This window comes from Methylobacterium sp. GXF4, from assembly GCF_000272495.1.
Classification (GTDB): Bacteria; Pseudomonadota; Alphaproteobacteria; order Rhizobiales; family Beijerinckiaceae; genus Methylobacterium; species Methylobacterium brachiatum.
Genome location: NZ_AKFK01000054.1, coordinates 150492 through 169972 on the forward strand (window position 1 = coordinate 150492; position 19481 = coordinate 169972).

Below are 19481 nucleotides of genomic sequence, written 5' to 3' on the forward strand. Positions count from 1 at the left end.
CGCCCGCGGGATCCGGGAGGCGCTCCATGACGACAGGTTCTTGGCTCGGTGTTGCGGCCATGCTCATCATGGCCGGGCCTGCCCTGGCCGCGGAGCACGACGCGCCCGGGATGGTGGTCAAGCCCGATGCGGCGTCGGTGGTCTACGGGCCGGGGCCGGCGAACCTGCCGAAGGGCACGCAGATCAGCCAGGTCGCCGGGGATCCGGCCAAGCCCGGGCCGTTCGTGCTGCGGCTGAAATTCCCGGCCAACACGGTGATCGCCCCGCACACGCATTCCAAGCCGGAGACGCTGACGATCCTGTCCGGCTCGATCCACCACGCGCATGGGCGGACCCTGGACAAGGCGCAGGGCGCAGCGTTGAAGGCCGGCGGCTTCGTCTACCTGCCGGAGGACATGCCCCATTCCCTCTGGACCACCGACGAGCCGGTCGAACTGCAGGTCAACGGTTCAGGCCCGTTCGGGCTGAACTACATCAACCCGGCCGACGACCCGAGCCGGCCGAGCGGCGGAAAGGGCTGAGCCCTTGCGGCTCGATCAGGTCTCGCCGGCCACGAAGGCGCGCATCAGGTAATTGGCGATCGCCATGGCCGGCGGGGCCTGGATCCCCTCGGGATGGGTCCCGTCCAGCATGGCGGCGACGGAAGCGCGGTCGAACCAGCGGGCATCCTCCAGCTCGCTCGGGTCGGTCACGATGGCGCCGTCCAGCGCCTCGGCCGCGCAGCCCAGCATCAGCGAGGACGGGAACGGCCAGGGCTGCGAGGTCCGGTAGGTGACCGCGCCGACCCGGATCCGGGTTTCCTCGAAGACCTCCCGGCGGACCGCGTCCTCGATGGTCTCGCCGGGCTCCAGGAAGCCGGCGAGGCAGGAATACATGTTGGGTCGGAAATGCGGGCCGCGGCCGAGCAGGCAGGTCTCGCCCCGGCGCACCAGCATGATCACCACGGGATCGACCCGGGGGAAATGGTGGGCCTTGCAGGCCGGGCATTCCCGCCGGAAGCCGCCCGCCTTCGCGACGGTGGCGGTGCCGCAATTGGCACAGAAGCCGTGCCGGGTGTGCCAGTCGAGCATCGACTTGGCCACCGCCAGCAGGCCCAGCTCCTCGGCCTCCACGGCGGATTCGGTCGCGATGCTGCGCAGGTCGAGAGTGCGGGTCTCGCCGGCAGCAAACCCCTCCGCGGCTTCGGCCGGTGCGGAGGCCGCGAAGACCGGCCGGCCGTCCCGGTGCCCCAGGAAGATCCGCGTCCCGGAAAGCTCGGATGCGTCGGCGGGGGTGATCAGCGCGGTCGGCCCGCGCAGCACGATCCGGTCGCCGCAGATCAGGACGAGGCGGGCATCCGGCGCGTCGAAGGCGGGCACGGCCTCCTCGGGCTGCTCGGCCGAGTGCCGGTCGAGGCGATTGCGGACGAAGCCGAGGGTGTCGCGGGGATCTGTCATTCGGGTTCAGGCCGCGGAGAACAGGGCGCCGGCGCGCTCGATCAGCTGGGCGCGGGCATGGAACGGGTAGGGTTTGCGGGTCTCGAAGCCCCAGACCGGCCCCGGCCAGGCCGGGTCGGAGCGGAAGCGGCCGATTACGTGGACGTGGAGCTGCGCCACGACGTTGCCGAGCGCGCCCACATTGACCTTGTCGGGCTTCGACAGGGCCTGCATCACCCCGGTGGCGATGCGGGTCTCGCGCCACAGATCCGCGGCCTCGGCCTCGGACAAGTCGGTGATCTCGGAGACGTCCGGCCGACGCGGCACCAGGATCAGCCAGGGAAACCGGGCATCGTCCATCAGCAGCACGCGGCAGAGGGCGAGGTCGCCCACCTCGACGGTGTCGGCGGCCAGGCGCGGATCGAGGGCGAAGGCGGACTCGGTCATGGACAGACGATGTAGCGCAGCTTGCGCTGCGGCGCGCCTCCCTCGGCCGCGGATCGATGACGCAAGGTGGGTGGTCTTCCGTTCCGTCAGAACGAGGGCACGGCGCCCTGACGGCCCGCCGCGATCGTGCCGACCGAGAGGGCGCCGTCCGGCCCGGATTGGGCGAACAGCGTGACGGCGGCCCCGGGCTCGAGCAGGGCCTTCTCGCCCGGCGCGATCGCGGTGACCGGGGTCCCGGCCGGGATCTCGAAGCTCGACTGGCCGCCGCCATAGCCCAGGGTCAGCCGGAGCGGGCGCCCGCCCTTCAGGTCGGCAACCCAGCCCGCCGTCAACGTCGCGCCCGGATCGGTATCCCAGGGCTGGGTGCCGGCCTCGAATCCGCGCTCGGAGGGGGAGTACAGGGTCACCGCCTTGGCGCGGCGCGGCTCGGGCCCGGACGCGGCCAGCACGCTGACGTAGCTCTCGGGCTTGATGTTGCGCAGGGCCGCCTCGGTCACCGCGAAGACGCGGGTCCGCGGGTTCATCCGCAGGGTCAGGGTGCTGCCGCCGGGGCGGCGGATCTGGATGCGGTCGGCCTCCGCCCATTCCACGATGCCGCGGAACCGGGCGGTGGTCGGCTGCGCCCGGACAGCGGTCGCGGCAACGACCGTCAGCAGGGCGGCGAGGAGGAAGCGGGTTACGGATGTCGTCACGGGGATCCTGGTCCGGCTGCGGGGGCCGAACGCCAGGGGCGGGCGCCGGTTCCCGTCGCGCTCAGTGCGCGAGCAGAACCGGCATGTCGGCATGGGCCAGGACGTGGCTGGTGACGCCGCCGAAGATCATCTGCCGCAGGCGGCTCTGGGTATAGGCGCCCTTGATCAGCAGATCGCAGCCGAACGCCTTGGCTTCGGCGAGGAAGGTCTCGCCCGGCGCCCGCCGGCCGGCCGGGAGGGCCCGGTGCGAGGCCGCCACGCCCTCGCAGGCCAGGGCCTGGGCGAGGTCCTGGGCGCTCGGCCCCGGCACCATGCCGCCCTCGACGCTGAGCACCAGCACCCGCTCGGCCCGGCGCAGGAACGGCATCGCGAAGGCCACCGCCCGGGCGGTCTCGGTGGAGCCGTTCCAGGCGATCAGGATCGCGTCGCCGAGCGTGGTGGGGGCGGTCGGCGGCGCCAGCAGGATCGGGCGGCCGCCCTCGAACAGGGCGGTCTCGAAGGTGGTCATGCGCGGGGCGTTGTCGGTCGTCCCAGGCCGGCCGACCACGGTGGCCGAGAACAGCCGGGCATATTGGCCGAGGAACGCGTCGCCGGTGGGCACGTCCTGCCGCCAACGGTAGCGCGGCCCGGCATCCGCGACCTTCTCGGGGATGCACAGCCCGTCGCGGGCGTGCCGCGGGATGCCGGCCCCGTCCATGAAGGCGACGAAGCGCCCGCCCGCCTCCTCGGCCTCGGCCCGGTCGGCCTCCTCGTCGCGCAGCCAGGTCATGCCGCCGACCATGTCGACCGGCACGTACTCGGCGAGGGCCGGGCGCAGGGACACACCTTCGATCAGGCTGCCGAAGCGGGTCGCGGCGAGCCGCGTCGTCTCGAACACGGAGGTCAGGCCGTCGTGCATCGCGACGGGAACGAGCAGGGTCTTCATCGCGGCTTCCTCCTCCGGTGCGTGAGGCTAATCCGCCCGGCGCCCGGGGGGAACCGGGGTCGGGGCCGCGCGCACACGGTTTTGCGCGTCCCGCGGATCGAGGACGGCTCTCGCCCATCGGGTCAGCGGGCGCTCGACGAAGCGGTGCACCAGCAGAGCGGCCACGACGCTGGCGGCGACCATCACGGCGAGGCCGCCCCACGGATGCAGGGCCGGGGCGAGGCCGAGCCGCACGAGCACTTCGCGCCCGAGCCGCAGGGCGAAGGGATGCACGAGGTAGAGGGCGTAGGAGGCGTCGCCGAGGACCACGAGAGCGCGCACCGGTGCCGGCACCGCCGCGACCTGCGCCGCAGCGCGCTCCGGGCCCAGGGCCGCGGCTACCAGCAGACAGGCCGGCACACCGACGAGCAGCGGGCGCAGGACGCCGTCGCCCGCGCCCTCGCCGACGAGCAGGCGGGCGGCCAGGGCCAGCCCCACGAGCCCAGCGAAGGCGAGGCCGAGACGGAGCGTCCCGCTCGGCCGAAATCCCTCCCGGTAGGCGAGGGCGAGCCCGGCCCCCAGCAGAAACTCCAGCACGATCGGGTCCGCCCAGAACCGGATCGGCACCGGCAGCCCGGGTACCAGCAGGCCGACGGTCACCAAGGTCACCAGGGCGAGGGCGAGCCAGGCCACGGCGCCGCGCCGGCCGAAGCCGAGCCCGATCGCGAAGAGCCCGTAGAAGAACGCCTCGTAGTTGAGGGTCCAGCCGAGCCCGTAGAGGGGCTGGATGGTGCCGTCGGGCCGGGCCGCCGGCCAGAACAGGAACCCGGCCAGGATGGTGCCGGGCGCCCTCAGCAGCGCCGCCGCATCCCCGAGAAGATCGGGTCGAACCACGGCGACGGCCAGGAACACCAGGCTCACCAGCCAGTAGAGCGGCACCACCCGGGCGGCCCGGTGGGCCAGGAAGCGGGCGCGTCCGCCCGGCGCGCCGAACAGATTCTTGCTCGCGTGCACGATGACGAAGCCCGAGATCACGAAGAACAGGTCGACCCCGCCCCACCACGGCAGCGCCGTACCGGGATCGAGGGCCGGCCCCGCGCCGCGGGCGGCCATCAGCCCGGCCTCGTGGCGCGCATGGTGCCAGACCACCATTAGGGCGGCCGCGGCGCGCAGGATCTGGACTTCGAACAGGATCACGGCGCTGCCGGCATCAGTAGAATCCCCTCAATCCCGCTGGCTAAGCAAAAAATCAGCAGGAACCATAAGTCCATAGCCCCGTTGACGAACCAATTCGCGAGCATGTCGCCGCATGGTCTCGGCTGCGAGGTCTTGGCCCTCGGGAGAGGTCTAGGCTCCACCATCCGGCCCAGCGTGCCGGCTCGCGTTCCCATCATGTACTGAGGTCACAATGCTGAAGAATTACGCTGCTGCGTCCGCGCTCGTCCTGGCTGTGTCGACCCCGGCCTTCGCGCAGGACGCGAACGATTTCCGCCTCCAGTCGATGCAGGCGAATTCCTTCGAGATCCAGTCCTCGCAGATCGCCCTGTCGAAGTCGCGCAACCCGAAGGTGCGGTCCTACGCCCAGGAGGCGATCCGCGATCACCGCGCCGCCAACGTGGCGCTGGCCGGCGGCGAGACCAATTCCATGGCGGGCCGTGACCCGGGCCTCGGCGGCCTCGTGACGGCGCCGCTGTCGGTGGCCGGGAGCGCTGTCGGCGCCGGCGTCGGCGCGGCGACCGGCGTGGTCGGCGGCACCCTGGCGGGCGGCCCGGTCGGCGGCCTCGAGGGCATCGGATCCGGCGCCGCCAACGGCGCGCAGGCGGGCAGCCGCCTCGGCCGCGGCGATGCCACCGCCACCGGCGCCTCCACGCTCGTCCCGCCGAACGCGCAGCAGCAGGCGATGCTCGCCGAGCTGTCGGCGACCCCGGCCGGCCCGCGCTTCGATCGCCTCTATGCCAGCCAGCAGATCCAGGCGCATCAGATGTCGATCGCGATGACCCAGGCCTATGCCCAGGGCGGCCCGAACCCGGCCCTGCGCAACTACGCCCAGCAGGCCCTGCCGGCCCTGCAGATGCATTACGACCACGCTCAGCGTCTGCCGGGCGCCATGTAAGTTCGCGTATCGCCCGGCCTCGGCCGGGCGGCATAGGAAAAGGCGGCGGGTGCGAGCCCGCCGCCTTTTTCGTGTCTGGTCGCGACGCCGCCGCGCCAGAGGGTCTCGAAGGATGAGGCGGAGGTTCGGATATCCGGCGCGCGGATAGGTCGTCCCGCGGAGCCCCGTCTCGTCAAAGCGGTCTATGAGCCGGGCTCGACCGGATCGCGGTCGAGCCCGGCGCTTTGCCTTGCGGCCGTCCCTCAGTCGCAGGCCACCGCGGTCGGCAGGACCTTGCGGCCGGCCTGGTCCACGGCGGGGTGGAAATCGCCGGTCTCGGGATCGCGCACCAGCAGCACGCCGTTGGCGACGCCGAAATGCGCCCCATGGATGTTAAGCCGGCCGTCCTCTACCCGCTCCTTTATGAACGGGAAGGTCAGCAGGTTCTCCATGCTCTGGCTGACCATGGCGTGCTCCATCCGGGTCAGGTAGTCGGGCGCGCTCGAATCCCCGGCCTTGGCCTCGGCGGGAGCTACGAGCGAGACCCACTTGCCGATGAAGTTGCTGCTCGAGAGCGGCGCGGCCTTGTTGGCGAAGGCCTTGATGCCGCCGCAGGTGGCGTGGCCGAGCACGACGATGTGCTTCACTTCCAGCGCCTGGACCGCGAACTCGATGGCCGCCGAGGTGCCGTGATAGGCGCCGTCCGGCTCGTAGGTCGGCACGATGTTGGCGACGTTGCGGATCACGAAGAGCTCGCCCGGGCCGGCATCGAAGATCGCCTCGGGGGCGACGCGGCTGTCGCAGCAGCTGATCACCAGGATCTGAGGCTCCTGGCTCTGGGCGAGCTGCGCGAAGCGCCGGCGCTCGGTCGGGAACCGGTCCGCCAGGAACGCGCGGTAGCCCTCGGTCAGGAATTCAGGGAACATGCAGTCTCCTCGAGTTTGGGTGATCTCGCAGGTGCGAGATCCGGGTCAGTGATCGTGCCAAGTCAGAACGTGCGGCCGGGTCGGAATAGTCCCTGCGGCAAGATCGGCCGCCAGGTCGGCGAGACCGGCCGGCTCGACGCGCTCGCCGCTGGCGCGGAGCTCGGCGAGGGGCCACCAGCGCGTCCCGATCACCGGGTTGTCCTCGGTCTCGGCGAGCCGGCTGGTATCGATCCGGTCGTCGGGCAGGCGGACCAGGAAGTAGCGCTCGCGCGCGTCGCGTGACTGCCGGAACAGGTGGAACGGGCCGTCGCAAACCGCGACCTGGGGGCCGATCTCGACATCATCGCGGCCGATCTCCTCGCCCAGCTCGCGCCGGCAGGCGGTGACGTGATCCTCGCCGGGCTCCAGCCCGCCGCCGGGCATGAACCAGAACCGCAGCGGCTCGCCATCCGGTCCCTTGGCGTGGACCGACGCGTAGGCGATCAGCAGGATGCGGTCCTGCGGGTCGAGGACGATCGCCCGGGCGATGTGGCGGATCGGGGGGGAACTCGGTTCGCTCATGGGACTGAGCTAGAGCGCACCGGCCCGAACGGACATGGGTCACGGTCGATCAGCAAGATGTGATCGGTCACAAGAGCTTGAGGCGACCGATCACGCCACCCGCACGGCCGGCGCCCAGATCACCACCGGCAGCCCGTGGGCATCCCGCTCCGGCGGGTCCGGCAGGGGCACCGCGCGCCCGTCGAGGATGTCCCGGGCCACCACCAGGGCGGCCAGCGCGTCGAGATGATCGTCGGCGGGCACGCCCTTCGCCCGGACGTCGAGCAGGGCGGCCGGCAGGCCCGCCGCCGCGAGCAGGCTCCGGCGCAGGGCCAGGCCCTCCCGGGCCCGGGCGCCCTTCTTCGGCAGCCCGAGGGGGCGCAGACCGTTGAGAGCGTGGAAGGCCACCTCCGGGTGGACCTCGTACACCCGCGCCAGCGCGTCCGGCCGCGCCCGCAGCAGCTCGTCCACGGCCCGGACATATCGGAAGATGTTGTAGCCCTGGATCGAGGGCGCGAAGGGCGGCTCGCTCGCCGTCCGCGAGGCGGCCTTGGCGGCGTCGTAGTCCGGCGCGTAGACCGCCGCCCGGGGCGGCATCGGGAAGACCGAGGACCGCGCGGGTCCGAGACGGGCGCGGGCGGCCCGGTCGGCGGCCCGGCCGCCGCCGAGGATCCGGTCCGGCAGGCCGATCGGCACGTCGATGCCGACGATCAGGGGCTGCTCCGGCGCGTCGAGCAGCGCCGCCACATCGGGAAACAGCGCGCAGCGGTGCCGGCCGGGATCGTCGAGATCCAGCAAGGCCCCCGCCCAGGCGCCCCGGCAGCCATCGAGCCCCGCGACCCAGCGCGCCATCCCGTCCCCGTATCGATCTCGCCCCGCGATGCGTTCTTGCCCGGGACGCGGCGGAAAGCTATCGGCGACCCGAAGGGCGTCCCGCCGGCCCGGGAGAAGCGTGATGAGCGAGATCCGTCCCCGCCGCAGCGTGCTGGCGATGCCCGGCTCGAATGCCCGCGCCCTGGAGAAGGCGCGCACGCTCCCCGCCGACGTGATCCTGATCGACCTGGAAGACGGCGTCGCCCCGGGGAAGAAGGCCGAGGCCCGGGCGATGGTGGCCGCCGCCGTCTCGGGAGCCGGCTTCGGCCCGCGCGAGGTGGTGGTGCGGATCAATCCACCCGAGACGGAGGACGGCGAGGCCGATCTCGCGGCGCTCGCGGGGGCGGGGGCCGCCGCGATCCTGGTGCCGAAGGTGCGCAGCTCCGACACGCTGATCGCGGTGGGCTCGCGCCTGCGCCGGCTGGGGGCGCCGCTGGCGACGCGGATCTGGGCGATGATCGAGACCCCGATGGCGGTGGTCAACGCCGCCGAGATCGCCGGCGCCGCCCGGGACGTGGACGGACGGCTCGCCGCCCTGGTGATTGGCCCCAACGACCTGGTGAAGGCGAGCCGGATCCGCCCCCCGGGACGGGCCGCCCTGCGTCCCTGGCTGATGACCGTCCTGGCCGCGGCACGGGCCTACGAGATCGAGGCGATCGACGGCGTCTTCACGGACCTGCGGGATGCCGCCGGCTTCGCGGCGGAATGCGCCGAAGGCCGCGATCTCGGCTTCGACGGCAAGATGCTGATCCATCCGAGCCAGATCGGCCCGGCCAACGCCGCCTTCGGGCCGGACCCGGCGGACATCGCCGACGCACGCCGGGTGGTGGCGGCCTTCGACGCGCCCGAGACTCAGGCGCATGGGGTGATCGCGCTGGACGGGCGCATGGTCGAGCGCCTGCATGTCGAGGCCGCCCGGCGCACCTTGGCGTTGGCCGAGGCGATCGCGCGGCTCGGCGCGTGAGCGCGCTGCCGGAAGTCGGGCTGCGCCTCCTCGACCCCCGGCTGCTGGGCTGGGGGTTTCCGCGCTGGGGCTCGGCGGCCGCCGCCGGCCTCGACCTCCATGCCTGCCTCGACGCCCCGCTGGTCCTGCCGCCGCGCAGCGCCCCGGCCCTGATCCCGGCGGGCTTCTGCGTCTTGATCCGCAACCCCGACTGGTGCGGCCTGATCTTCCCCCGCTCCGGCCGCGGCCACCGCGACGGGCTGGTTCTCGGCAACGGCACCGGGGTGATCGACGCCGATTACGAGGGCCCCCTGATGGTCTCGGCCTGGAACCGCGACGACGCCAATCCGGTCCGGATCGAGCCCGGCGACCGGATCGCGCAGCTGGTCTTCACCCGGGTGACCCGGCCGGTCCTGACGGTGCTGGAGGACGAGTCCGCTTCGGGCTCGGGCCGAGGCGCGGGCGGGTTCGGGTCGAGCGGACGGTAGGCGACACGCATCGGATCCGGGACCGCGCGAGGCCGCCGGATATCCGGTTCGCCGCCCCATCCCGCGTCTCCGCCGTTCCCCTCCCGATGCGTGAGGATGCGGGCGAGGATTGAAGTTTATCCGACAATTATATGAGATATTTCGTTTCTATAAATCAACGCAGATCTGTAATACCTTTCATCCTCGAACACGAAACTCTATAGTAGATCATTCCGCCAGCTTATAATTTATAAAATCTAGGTTTTATTTCTTGCTCGAACATTTCGGCGCTGCTAGCGGCGATGTGTTGGCCCAACAATGATTCCCACGCCGATCCGCTCTGCGGAGAGAAGAATCGACCGCCGACATAGTTTCACGACTTGATCGGCGTCCGCTTCGTCATGACCTGCACGCATGTCCGCCACGTTGCACCTTTGGCAACGCTTCTCCTTCTGACGCACCACGCCGCTCTGGCGCAGGAAAGCTCGGGCCAGCCCGCGACAACCGCGGTCCAACTCGAAACGCTGTCGGTCGAGTCGCGCAATCCGGCCGCGGGCCGGGTCGGGCTGGGGGAGGCGGGCGGCCTGCCGAAAGCGTTTTCCGGCGGCCAGGTCGCCCGCGGCAGCCGGCTCGGCATTCTCGGCAACCGGGATTACATGCGCACGCCGTTCAGCACGGCGAGCTACACCGAGAAGACGATCCGCGATCTCCAGGCGGTCAGCGTCGGCGACGTCCTGACGCGCACGGACCCGTCGGTGCGCGCCTCGATCGGCAGCGGCAACCGCTACGACGCGCTGACGATCCGCGGCTTCCGGGTCGACAACCGCGAGTTCGCCCTGAACGGCCTGTACGGGCTCGTGCCGGATTACCGGATCGACCCCGCCCCCCTCGAACGGATCGAGGTGCTCAAGGGTCCGGCGGCGTTCCTGTTCGGGACCTCGATCTCCGGCAGCATCGCCGGCACGGTGAACGTCGTCACCAAGCGCGCGGGCGACGAGCCGCTGAACCGGGCGACCGTCGACTACGCCTCCACGACGCGGGGCGGGGCAGAGCTCGACGTGGCGCGGCGCTACGGCGACGCGAAGCAGATCGGCGTGCGGATCAACGGCGCGGGCCTGGGCGGTGCGACGCCGATCGACCGCACGGCCCAGCGCAACGGCGTCGGGTCGCTGGCCCTCGACTACGACGGCGACCGGTTCCGGCTGTTCCTCGACGTCATCTATCAGCACGACGCCTATGACGCCCAGACCCGCGGCGGCAATCCGGTGGAGGGCCTGCGCGTGCCCCGGGCGCCCGACCCGCGCCGGAACATGTCCCAGACCTTCGATTTCTCCCGGTCCGACAGCCTCACAACCCTCGGGCGGGCGGAGTTCGACCTGACCTCGGACATCACGCTGTTCGCGGCCCTCGGCGGCAACCGCTTCACCTACGACAAGCAGGAGAACCCCGCCTTCACCCTCCTGGACCGGACCGGGCGGACCAAGGTGAACTCGATCTTCCAGACCGGCGACACCGCGACGCTGTCGGGCGAGACGGGGGCCCGGGCGCGCTTCGACACGGGCTGGATCAAGCACGAGGCCGTGTTCACCGCGACGTATCTCGACCAGGATCTGACGCTCGGACAGATCACCTACCCGGACTATGACTCCAACCTCTACGCGCCGGTCCGCCTGGCCTGGCCGGGGCAACCGAAGGCTGCCTTCCCCCGGGGTCGGTCGAGCTACAACCGGATGACGAGCTACGCCGTCGCCGACACGATGTCGGTCGCCGACGGGCTGGTCGAGCTGATGGTCGGCGCGCGCCGGCAGGAGATCGAGCTCGGCAGTTACGCCCCGGTCACGGGCCTCCTGAGCAGCACCTACGACAAGAGCGCGACGACTCCGGCCTTCGGCCTGGTGGTGCGGCCCACCGAGGTGCTGTCGCTCTACGCCAACGCGGTCCAGGGCCTGACGGCGCTGAAACCGCCCGGCTCCGCGGTCAACGTCGCGCAGACCTTCCCGCCGGCCCGGTCGCGGCAATACGAGATCGGGACGAAACTCGACTTCAAGACCTTCGGGGCGACGCTCGCCGCCTTCCAGATCACCCAGCCGGCCGGCAACGTCGATCCCGTGACCCACGTCTTCAGCGTCGGCGGCACGCAGCGGAACCGCGGCTTCGAGGGGACGATCTTCGGCGAGGTCGTCCCGGACCTGCGCGTCATCGCCGGCGCGACCCTGCTCGACGCCCGCTGGCGCCGGACCCGGGGCGGTCTCTACGACGGCAATCCCGCCACCGGCGCGCCGCGCTTCCAGGCCACCGCGGGCCTCGAATGGGACACGCCGATCCTGCGCGGCCTCACGGCGATCGCCACGGTCGTCTATACCGGCGCGTCCTATGCCGGCACGACGTTCACCAACCTGCCCTTCTCGAAGATCCCGGACTGGACGACCCTGGATCTCGGCCTGCGCTACGCCACGCTCGTGCAGGACAGGCCGGTCACGCTGCGGGCGACGATGAGCAACGTCACCGACAACCACTTTTGGATCGCCAACCCGAACGGCGCCCTCATCCTGGGCGCCCCGCGCACGGTTTGGCTGTCGGCTTCCATCGACTTTTGAGAGGCCAAGCCGTCATCGCGAGCGGAGCGAAGCGACCCAGCGCAGCGCGCGATCCGAGGAGGGTGCGTAGCCCTAGGTTGGTTCGCTCCGCGCGCAATGACGGGGGCGCGCGCGGGCCGGATGCTTCAGGCGCCGGACCGTCTCAATCCAGCACCTTCCCCATCCGCCCGGCGAGATCCTGGATGAACTGGAAGGCGGTGCGGCCGGAGCGCGAGCCGCGGGTGGTGGCCCATTCCAGCGCCTCGGCGCGCAGGCGCTCGGGCGGCAGGTCGAGGCCGTAGCGCTCCGCATAGGCCCGGATCATCGCCAGGAACTCGTCCTGGCTGCATTTGTGGAAGCCGAGCCAGAGACCGAACCGGTCCGAGAGCGAGACCTTCTCCTCCACGGCCTCGCCGGGATTGATCGCCGTCGAGCGCTCGTTCTCGACCATGTCGCGGGCGAGCAGGTGCCGGCGGTTGGAGGTGGCGTAGAACAGCACGTTGCCGGGCCGGCCCTCGATGCCGCCGTCGAGCGCGGTCTTGAGCGACTTGTACGAAGTGTCGTCGCCGTCGAAGGAGAGGTCGTCGCAATAGACCAGCCAGCGATGCGGATCGGGCCGCAGCAGCGCCATCAGGTCGGGCAGGGCCTCGATATCCTCCCGGTGGATCTCGACGAGCTTCATCGGCCGCGCCCCCGCGGGCCGGCGGGCGTTGATCTCGGCATGGGCGGCCTTGACCAGCGAGGACTTGCCCATGCCGCGGGCGCCCCACAGCAGGGCGTTGTTGGCCGGCAGGCCGCGGGCGAAGCGCTCGGTGTTCTCGATCAGCGTGTCGCGGGCCCTGTCGATGCCGGTGAGGAGGCCGATCTCCACCCGGGCCACCTGCGGCACCGGGGTCAGCCGCCGCTCGGGCCCCCACAGGAAGGCGTCGGCGGCGTTCGGGTCGAAGGCCGGCGCCGCGGGCGGCGCGGCCCGCTCCAGCGCGGTGGCGATCCGCTCCAGGAGCGGCATCAGGGTCTCGAGGCTCGTCATCGGATCGGGGGGTTTGGCTGCCGGATCGGTCGAGCAACCGTACTACGGCGTTCGGTTACGGAAATCATCCGTCTCGGGGCGTTCCGAACGCGAAGCCGAATCGGGCGTTGGATCTTCCGCGAGGGCGGCCCGGGTCGGCCCCGGGAGGGCGCGGATGGAAGCGGGACCGACGATCCGGATCGCCCAGGTCGGGGCTTACGTCTTCACCGTCGATTTCGGCGCCGCTCTGCCCGGCCTCCTCACCGACGAGGCGCCCCCGATCGGCGGTGGCACCGGTCCGGTCCCGGAGCAGATGCTGATCGCCGGGGTGGCGAACTGCCTGTGCGCCAGCCTGGTCTTCGCCCTAGGCAAGTTCCGGCAGGACGCTCAGGGCGTCGCCGCCGAGGCCAGTTGCCGGGTGGCGCGCACCCCGGAAGGCCGGCTGCGGATCACCGGGATCGACGTGCGCATCCTGCTCGGCGCGGAATCCGACGCGATGCCCCGGATCGACCGGGTGCTGGAGCAGTTTCAGCGCTTCTGCACCGTGTCGGAGAGCGTGAAGGTCGGGATCCCGGTCGCCGTCACGGTCGAGGATGGCGGCGGGCGGCGCCTCGCATGACCGGCCCCGGGCCGGATCCCGAATGTCCCGCGGGCGAAGACCGCCGCGCCGCGTTTCTGCGGACGGAATGATCCGCCCTTCGCCCCGAGACGTTCCCCCTAGCCTGCACAGGAGCGACGCATGGCCCAAGACAACCGGGACGCTGCAACCGAGCCGGGGGCCTTGGCCCAGCTCTTCAACCAACGCGCCAATGCCGGCGATGTCGAGGGGCTGGTGGCGCTCTACGAGCCGGGGGCCGTCCTGGCCGCCGGACGGGTGGTCGCCACCGGACATGACGAGATCCGGGCCTTCTACGCCAACCTGCTGGGGCGCAAATCCGACTTCCCGGCCCCCGAGACACTCGAGCCCGTGCGCAACGGCGATCTCGCCCTGACCTTCGCCCGTCTGCCCAACGGCACGCTCTCGGTGGAGGTCGCCCGGGCGCAGCCGGACGGCACCTGGCTCTGGGCGATCGACCAGCTGAAGATCGCGCCGCCGAAAGCCTGAGGGCGGCCCCGCGCTTGTCCCACCGGACGCGATGCGGCAAAGCGGGGGCCGCGCGCCCCGAGCCTGCGCGCCGATCCGAGCCGACACGATGCACGACATCCGCGCCATCCGGGACAACCCGGACGCCTTCGACCGCGACCTCGCCCGCCGGGGCCTCGCGCCGCTCTCGGCCGAACTGATCGCCCTCGACGAGGCGCGGAAATCGTCCGTCTCGGCGGCCCAGGCCAACCAGGAGCGGCGCAACGCGCTCGCCAAGGAGATCGGCGGCGCCAAGAAGGCCAAGGACGAGGCCCGGGCCGCCGCCCTGATGGCGGAGGTCGCCGCCCTCAAGGCCGCCGAGCCGGCGCTGAAGGCAGCGCAGGATGCGGCCGACAAGACGCTGTTCGACCGTCTCGCCGCCATCCCGAACCGGCCGAAGGCCGACGTGCCGGACGGCGCCGACGAGCACGGCAACGTGCTCTACCGCAGCCACGCCTCAACCCGCGAGCGCCTGACCGAGGGGAAGGAGCATTTCGAGCTCGGCGAGGCCTGCAGGCTGATGGATTTCGAATCCGCCGCGAAGCTCTCCGGCTCGCGCTTCGTGGTGCTCAAAGGCCAGCTCGCCCGGCTGGAGCGGGCGCTCGGCCAGTTCATGCTCGACCTGCACACGCAGGAGCATGGATATTTGGAAGTTGCGCCGCCGGTGCTGGTGCGTGACGAAGCTATGTTCGGGACGGCGCAGCTGCCGAAATTCGAGGACGATCAGTTCGCCATCGTCGACGGCTCGTCCCTGAGGAAGGTCTACGATGCTTTTGCGAGCATGCGGGCCGCTGGTAACGGTAGAAGTGGGGCTGAATTTATAAGTGACGATGTCCGCGACTGGATGGATCAAAGTCGGCGCTGGCTCATCCCCACGGCGGAGGTGCCACTGACCAACCTCGTGCGCGAGTCGATCCTGCGCGAAGAAGAGCTGCCCCTGCGCTTCACCGCGCTCACCCCCTGCTTCCGGGCCGAGGCCGGGGCGGCGGGGCGGGATACGCGGGGTATGCTGCGCCAGCATCAGTTCAACAAAGTCGAGATGGTCTCGATCACGACGCCAGAGGAATCGGCCAACGAGCACGAGCGCATGCTCACCTGCGCGGAGGCGGTCCTCAAGAAGCTCGATCTGCCCTACCGGGTGATGACGCTCTGCACCGGCGACATGGGCTTCGCCTCCCAGAAGACCTACGACATCGAGGTCTGGGTGCCGGGCCAGCGCACGCACCGGGAGATTTCCTCCTGCTCGGTCTGCGGGGAATTTCAGGCCCGCCGGATGAACGCCCGCTACCGGGGCAAGGACGGCAAGCCGGCCTATGTCCACACCCTGAACGGCTCGGGCGTCGCGGTCGGCCGCGCCCTGATCGCCGTGATGGAGAACTACCAGAACCCGGACGGGAGCATCACGATCCCGTCGGTGCTCCACCCCTATATGGGCGGGCTCAACCGGATCGAAGGGGCCCGCTGATGCGCATCCTAGTCACCAACGACGACGGCATCCACGCGCCGGGGCTCGCCACCCTGGAGGAGATCGCCCGGGAGCTGTCCGACGACGTCTGGCTGGTGGCGCCGGAGAGCGACCAATCCGGCGTCTCGCACTCGCTCTCGCTGAACGACCCGCTGCGCCTGCGGCAGGTCTCCGAGACGCGCTTCGCCGTGAAGGGCACACCCTCCGATTGCGTGATCCTCGGCGTGCGCCACATCCTGGGCGAGCACGGGCCGGACCTGATCCTGTCGGGGGTCAATCGCGGCCAGAACGTCGCCGAGGACGTGACCTATTCGGGCACGATCGCGGCCGCCATGGAGGGCACGATCCTCGGCATCCGCTCGATCGCCCTGAGCCAGGCCTACGGGGCCGGCGGGCGCAGCGCGCTCAAATGGGATTGCGCCCGCGAGCATGGCCCGAAGGTCGTCCGCAAGATCCTGGAGACCGGGATCGAGCCCGGCATCCTGATCAACGTGAACTTCCCGGATTGCGAGCCGGCCGACGTGCAGGGCGTCGCGGTGGCGGCGCAGGGCTTCCGCAACCAGGCGCTGCTGTCGATCGATGCCCGGGTGGACGGGCGCGGCAACCCGTATTTCTGGCTGGCCTTCGCCAAGGCCCGGTTCGAGCCGGGCCACGGTTCGGACCTGAAGGCGATCGCCGAGAAGCGGATCTCGGTGACGCCGCTGCGCCTCGACCTCACGGACGAGCCGACCCTGACCCGCTTCGCGCAGGCCTTCTCGGCGTGATCGACCTGGGCGGCCTCGAGGAGGCTGCCGGCAACGCGGCCTTCGTCATGGCGCTCCGCGGCCGGGGGATGCGGGACACCGCGATCCTGCGGGCCATGGAGCAGGTCCCGCGTGAGCCCTTCGCCCCGCCCGCCCATCGCGCCCAGGCCCGGCGCGACATCGCCCTGCCGCTGCCCTGCGGCGCCTCGATGACCGCGCCGACCCTGGTGGCGCAGATGCTGGCGCTGCTGCGGGTCGAGCCCGGGCACCGGGTGCTGGAGATCGGCACCGGCTCGGGCTACGCCACGGCGCTGCTCGCCAAGCTCGGGGCCGGCGCGGTCCTGAGCCTGGAGCGCTACGCGACGCTCGCCCGGGAGGCCGCCGCCCGGCTCACCGCCCAGTCGGAGGTCCATGTCGTCCAGGCCGACGGCCTCGCGCCCGAACTGCCGGATGGCGGCTTCGACCGGATCCTGGTCCATGGCAGCGTCGATTCCATCCCGCCGCACTGGCGCGCGGCCCTGGAACCGGGCGGCCGCCTGGTGACCGGGCTCATCCAGGACGGCCGCTGCCGGATCGCGACCCTGGCGACCCCCGAGGCCGAGCCGGACCTCGGCCCGCCCACCCGCCTGGCGGCGCTGGTGCCGGGGTTGGCGCGGGTGCTCTGACGTTCACTGTTCCACGCCGTCATTGCGAGCGCAGCGAAGCAACCCAGGGCAGCTCCCGATCACGAAACGTGGCGCATCACTGGCGTGCTTCGCTGCGCGCGCAATGACGGTGCGGGTCCTTCGACAGGAGGCGAGAACGGCACACCGGACGGTGTTCACCCGATCCGGCGCGAGGCCCGCCACAGCCGCCACAGCCTCCGCCAGCGCGGTAGGTCTGTGATCGTGTTGAGCGGGTCGTAGCTCGCTCGCTCCATCGTCGCGAGATAGGGCTCCACCAGGGCCACCGGCAGGAAGGCCGTGCCGGCGAGCGGCGCGATGGTCGGGCGGGCGGCCTCGAAGGCCTTGAGATGGGTCCGGGCGAGGTCGCGCAGGTCGGCGCAGGCCCGGCGCAGGCCCGGGCCGCCGCGGCCGCTGGTGATGTCCTCGCGGGTGACACCGTAGCGGCCGAGCACGTCGGCCGGCAGGTAGACCTGGCCCGAGCGGGCGTGCCAGGGCAGGGCGCGCAGCAGGCCGGTGAGGCCGTAGGCCACGCCGGCATGGCCGGCGGCCCCGGCGCCGCCCGGCTCGGTGCCGTTGCCGATCACCAGGCTCGCCAGACGGAACAGGGCCGAGGCGGTCTCGCCGCAATAGCCCTCCAGATCGTTCACCCGGGGCATCGGGTCCTCGTAGAGGTCGAACACCCGTGCGTCGATCAGGTCGACGAAGGGCTGGCGCAGCAGGCGGTTGACGCGGATCGCCTCCTCGAGGGCCGCCGCCACCGGGTTCGCGCGGACATCGCCCCTTGCCTCGCCCTGGAGCGCGTCGCGCCACCATTGCAGGCGGATCTCGCCGGCCATCGGGTTCGAGGCGGCCTCGCGCACCCGCGCAATGGTCAGGCTGAAGGCGTAGAGGGCGAAGAGGTGGGGGCGGGCGGCGGCCGGGGCGAACAGGGTCGCGTAGTAGCGGTCGGGGTCGCCCTCCCGGACCAATTGCTCGCAATGGGCCTGCGCGAAGGGCAGGCCGGTCTCGGCGGGCTTGTCGTCGACCTCCGGCATCAATCGACCACGATCAGGGCGGCCGCGACCTTGCGGTTCTCGGCCACCAGGATGTTGTAGGTCCGGGCCGCCGCCCCCGTCTGCATCACGTCGAGGCCGACGCCGGCATCCTTGAGCCAGCCGCGCAGGGACGGGTCGATCGCCGCGATGTCGAGGCCGGTGCCGACCAGCAGCAGCTCGATCCCCGCCGCCTCAGCCTGGACCGGCCGCAGGGAGGTCCGGTCGATCGCCTTCGGGGAGGTCACGTCCCAGGCGCGCACCCCCGAGGGCAGGAGCAGGAGCGAGCCGCGATGCGACATCCCGGCGAAGCGGAAGCCGCCATTGCCGTAGGTGTCGATGATGTGGCGCCCCGGCACGAAGCCGGACTCGAAGCTTTTCGGACTCGGCTGCTCGGCCATCTCGGGAAAAAACTACTCCGCGGGTTGCGGGACGGCGGAGCGCTCGGCCGCCGCCCGGGCGCCCGAGAGCATCAGCCCCAGATAGATCAACACCGGAGTCGAGACGAAGATCGCCGAGTAGGTGCAGATCACGACGCCGCAGAGCATCACGATGGCGAAGCCCTTGATCGCCTCGCCGCCGAACAGGACCAGCGCCAGGAGCGACAGGCCCGACGAGATCGAGGTCATCACGGTGCGCGACATGGTCGAGTTGATCGACAGGTTCAGCAGGTCGACCGTGGGGATCGTCTTGTAGCGCCGCATCAGCTCGCGGGTCCGGTCGAACACCACCACGGTCTCGTTGAGCGAGTAGCCGACGATGGTCAGGATCGCGGCGATCGAGGTCATGTTGAACTCGATGCGGGTGATGATGAACACGCCGACCGTCAGCACGATGTCGTGGAGCGTGCCGACGATGGCGCCGAGCGCCAGTTCCCGCTCGAACCGGAACCACAGGTAGAGCAGCACCGCGACCACCGAGAGCACGACGCCGAGGGTGCCGGACTGGACCAGCTCGCCCGACACGCGCGGGCCGACGGTCTCGGTGCGGCGGAAGTCGTAATCGGCGTCGAAGGCGGCGTGCGCCTTGTTCATCACCGCGGTCTGGCCCTGCTCGCCGGGCTGGAGCGGCAGGCGCACCAGCACGGTGCCCTGGTTGCCGAGTTCCTGCACCTCCGGCTCGCCGAAGCCGAAGCCCACCGCGGTGTGCCGGATCGCGGCCACGTCGGCGGTGCCGGACTTGGCCTGCAGCTCGACCAGGGTGCCGCCCTTGAAGTCGATGCCGAAGTTCAGCCCGATGGTGAGGAACAGCACCACGGTGGCGAGCGACAGCACCGCCGAGAGCGGAAAGGTGAGCCGCCGGAAGCGCATGAAGTCGAAATGCGATTCATCGGGCCAGAGGCGGAGCAGGCGCATTTTTTTCGGACCTAACGTGTGGGAGATGTCAGCACCGGCACGATCCCGTCCCACCCGCGACCTCATCCTGAGGTGCTTGCGCCCCGCGCAAGCCTCGAAGGAGGCCCCCAGGCTGCGCGCGGTCCCTGGATCCCTCCTTCGAGGCCCGCTGGCGCGGGCACCTCAGGATGAGGTTCGGGGTTTGGAGCGGCGGATCACACCGGCGGCGATGCATC

Annotated in this window: 22 protein-coding genes; 10 read left to right on the top strand and 12 right to left on the bottom strand. The window is 71.1% G+C overall.

Going from position 1 to position 19481, the window contains the following annotated elements; genetic code table 11:
* The first annotated feature begins 26 nt into the window (after nucleotides 1–26).
* Nucleotides 27–521: a cupin domain-containing protein gene (locus WYO_RS11450; protein ID WP_007562459.1), complete on the top strand. Its 495-nt coding sequence runs from the start codon at nucleotides 27–29 to the stop codon at nucleotides 519–521.
* 15 nt (nucleotides 522–536) lie between these two features.
* Here WYO_RS11450 and nudC read toward each other — a convergent pair whose 3' ends face one another.
* From nudC to WYO_RS11475, 5 genes are all read right to left on the bottom strand, one after another.
* Nucleotides 537–1436, bottom strand: coding sequence for an NAD(+) diphosphatase (nudC, locus tag WYO_RS11455; RefSeq protein WP_007562460.1), 900 nt, complete (start codon nucleotides 1434–1436; stop codon nucleotides 537–539).
* 6 nt (nucleotides 1437–1442) lie between these two features.
* Entirely contained in the window at nucleotides 1443–1862 is a 420-nt protein-coding gene (locus WYO_RS11460) for an HIT domain-containing protein (RefSeq protein WP_007562462.1), read from the bottom strand.
* Nucleotides 1863–1948: 86 nt separating this feature from the next.
* Complete coding sequence (locus WYO_RS11465; protein ID WP_007562463.1) at nucleotides 1949–2554, bottom strand: hypothetical protein; 606 nt, start codon at nucleotides 2552–2554, stop codon at nucleotides 1949–1951.
* 61 nt (nucleotides 2555–2615) lie between these two features.
* On the bottom strand, nucleotides 2616–3479 hold the full coding sequence (locus WYO_RS11470; protein WP_007562464.1) for a universal stress protein: 864 nt from the start codon (nucleotides 3477–3479) through the stop codon (nucleotides 2616–2618).
* Between the two features lie 27 nt (nucleotides 3480–3506).
* Complete coding sequence (locus tag WYO_RS11475) at nucleotides 3507–4655, bottom strand: acyltransferase (protein WP_007562466.1); 1149 nt, start codon at nucleotides 4653–4655, stop codon at nucleotides 3507–3509.
* A 211-nt stretch (nucleotides 4656–4866) separates the two neighbouring features.
* Between WYO_RS11475 and WYO_RS11480 the strand changes: the two genes are divergently transcribed.
* Nucleotides 4867–5571, top strand: a complete 705-nt coding sequence (locus WYO_RS11480; protein ID WP_007562468.1) for a DUF4142 domain-containing protein — start codon at nucleotides 4867–4869, stop codon at nucleotides 5569–5571.
* A 242-nt stretch (nucleotides 5572–5813) separates the two neighbouring features.
* Here the strand turns inward: WYO_RS11480 and WYO_RS11485 are convergent, their stop codons facing one another.
* The 3 genes from WYO_RS11485 to WYO_RS11495 form a co-directional block, all read right to left on the bottom strand.
* Nucleotides 5814–6476, bottom strand: coding sequence for a carbonic anhydrase (locus WYO_RS11485; protein WP_007562470.1), 663 nt, complete (start codon nucleotides 6474–6476; stop codon nucleotides 5814–5816).
* A gap of 45 nt (nucleotides 6477–6521) precedes the next feature.
* A complete protein-coding gene (locus tag WYO_RS11490) occupies nucleotides 6522–7037 on the bottom strand; it encodes an NUDIX domain-containing protein (RefSeq protein ID WP_007562472.1) in 516 nt (171 codons plus the stop codon).
* A gap of 90 nt (nucleotides 7038–7127) precedes the next feature.
* Entirely contained in the window at nucleotides 7128–7868 is a 741-nt protein-coding gene (locus WYO_RS11495) for a DUF429 domain-containing protein (protein ID WP_007562473.1), read from the bottom strand.
* Nucleotides 7869–7971: 103 nt separating this feature from the next.
* Between WYO_RS11495 and WYO_RS11500 the strand changes: the two genes are divergently transcribed.
* The 3 genes from WYO_RS11500 to WYO_RS11510 all read left to right on the top strand — a co-directional run bounded on the left by WYO_RS11500 (nucleotide 7972) and on the right by WYO_RS11510 (nucleotide 11896).
* A complete protein-coding gene (locus WYO_RS11500; protein ID WP_007562475.1) occupies nucleotides 7972–8853 on the top strand; it encodes a CoA ester lyase in 882 nt (293 codons plus the stop codon).
* Nucleotides 8850–9320 carry a dUTP diphosphatase gene (gene dut / locus WYO_RS11505; RefSeq protein WP_007562477.1) on the top strand — a complete coding sequence of 157 codons (471 nt, stop codon included), beginning with the start codon at nucleotides 8850–8852 and terminating at the stop codon, nucleotides 9318–9320. The genes WYO_RS11500 and dut overlap by 4 nt, the downstream gene beginning before the upstream one ends.
* A gap of 413 nt (nucleotides 9321–9733) precedes the next feature.
* Nucleotides 9734–11896 (top strand): TonB-dependent receptor, encoded by a 2163-nt coding sequence (locus WYO_RS11510; RefSeq protein ID WP_165486551.1) that lies wholly within the window; start codon nucleotides 9734–9736, stop codon nucleotides 11894–11896.
* A 142-nt stretch (nucleotides 11897–12038) separates the two neighbouring features.
* On the opposite strand, the gene WYO_RS11515 is transcribed toward WYO_RS11510, so the two are convergent.
* Nucleotides 12039–12905: an ATP-binding protein gene (locus WYO_RS11515; RefSeq protein WP_007562479.1), complete on the bottom strand. Its 867-nt coding sequence runs from the start codon at nucleotides 12903–12905 to the stop codon at nucleotides 12039–12041.
* Nucleotides 12906–13059: 154 nt separating this feature from the next.
* Between WYO_RS11515 and WYO_RS11520 the strand changes: the two genes are divergently transcribed.
* The 5 genes from WYO_RS11520 to WYO_RS11540 all read left to right on the top strand — a co-directional run bounded on the left by WYO_RS11520 (nucleotide 13060) and on the right by WYO_RS11540 (nucleotide 16880).
* Nucleotides 13060–13503: an OsmC family protein gene (locus WYO_RS11520; RefSeq protein WP_007562480.1), complete on the top strand. Its 444-nt coding sequence runs from the start codon at nucleotides 13060–13062 to the stop codon at nucleotides 13501–13503.
* Between the two features lie 120 nt (nucleotides 13504–13623).
* Nucleotides 13624–13989: a nuclear transport factor 2 family protein gene (locus tag WYO_RS11525; protein ID WP_007562481.1), complete on the top strand. Its 366-nt coding sequence runs from the start codon at nucleotides 13624–13626 to the stop codon at nucleotides 13987–13989.
* A gap of 88 nt (nucleotides 13990–14077) precedes the next feature.
* Nucleotides 14078–15472, top strand: a complete 1395-nt coding sequence (gene serS, locus WYO_RS11530; RefSeq protein WP_007562483.1) for a serine--tRNA ligase — start codon at nucleotides 14078–14080, stop codon at nucleotides 15470–15472.
* Nucleotides 15472–16236 (top strand): 5'/3'-nucleotidase SurE, encoded by a 765-nt coding sequence (surE, locus tag WYO_RS11535; RefSeq protein ID WP_007562485.1) that lies wholly within the window; start codon nucleotides 15472–15474, stop codon nucleotides 16234–16236. The genes serS and surE overlap by 1 nt, the downstream gene beginning before the upstream one ends.
* Nucleotides 16233–16880 (top strand): methyltransferase domain-containing protein, encoded by a 648-nt coding sequence (locus WYO_RS11540; protein WP_007562487.1) that lies wholly within the window; start codon nucleotides 16233–16235, stop codon nucleotides 16878–16880. Before surE ends, WYO_RS11540 begins: the two co-directional genes overlap by 4 nt.
* Before the next feature lie 155 nt (nucleotides 16881–17035).
* On the opposite strand, the gene WYO_RS11545 is transcribed toward WYO_RS11540, so the two are convergent.
* Genes WYO_RS11545 through secF form a run of 3 tightly spaced genes read right to left on the bottom strand, consistent with a single transcriptional unit; the run spans nucleotide 17036 to nucleotide 19266 of the window.
* Nucleotides 17036–17914, bottom strand: a complete 879-nt coding sequence (locus tag WYO_RS11545; protein WP_007562489.1) for a phytoene/squalene synthase family protein — start codon at nucleotides 17912–17914, stop codon at nucleotides 17036–17038.
* Nucleotides 17914–18312, bottom strand: coding sequence for an MTH938/NDUFAF3 family protein (locus WYO_RS11550; protein ID WP_007562490.1), 399 nt, complete (start codon nucleotides 18310–18312; stop codon nucleotides 17914–17916). The genes WYO_RS11545 and WYO_RS11550 overlap by 1 nt, the downstream gene beginning before the upstream one ends.
* 12 nt (nucleotides 18313–18324) lie before the next feature.
* Entirely contained in the window at nucleotides 18325–19266 is a 942-nt protein-coding gene (secF, locus tag WYO_RS11555; RefSeq protein WP_007562491.1) for a protein translocase subunit SecF, read from the bottom strand.
* Nucleotides 19267–19481: the final 215 nt, after the last annotated feature.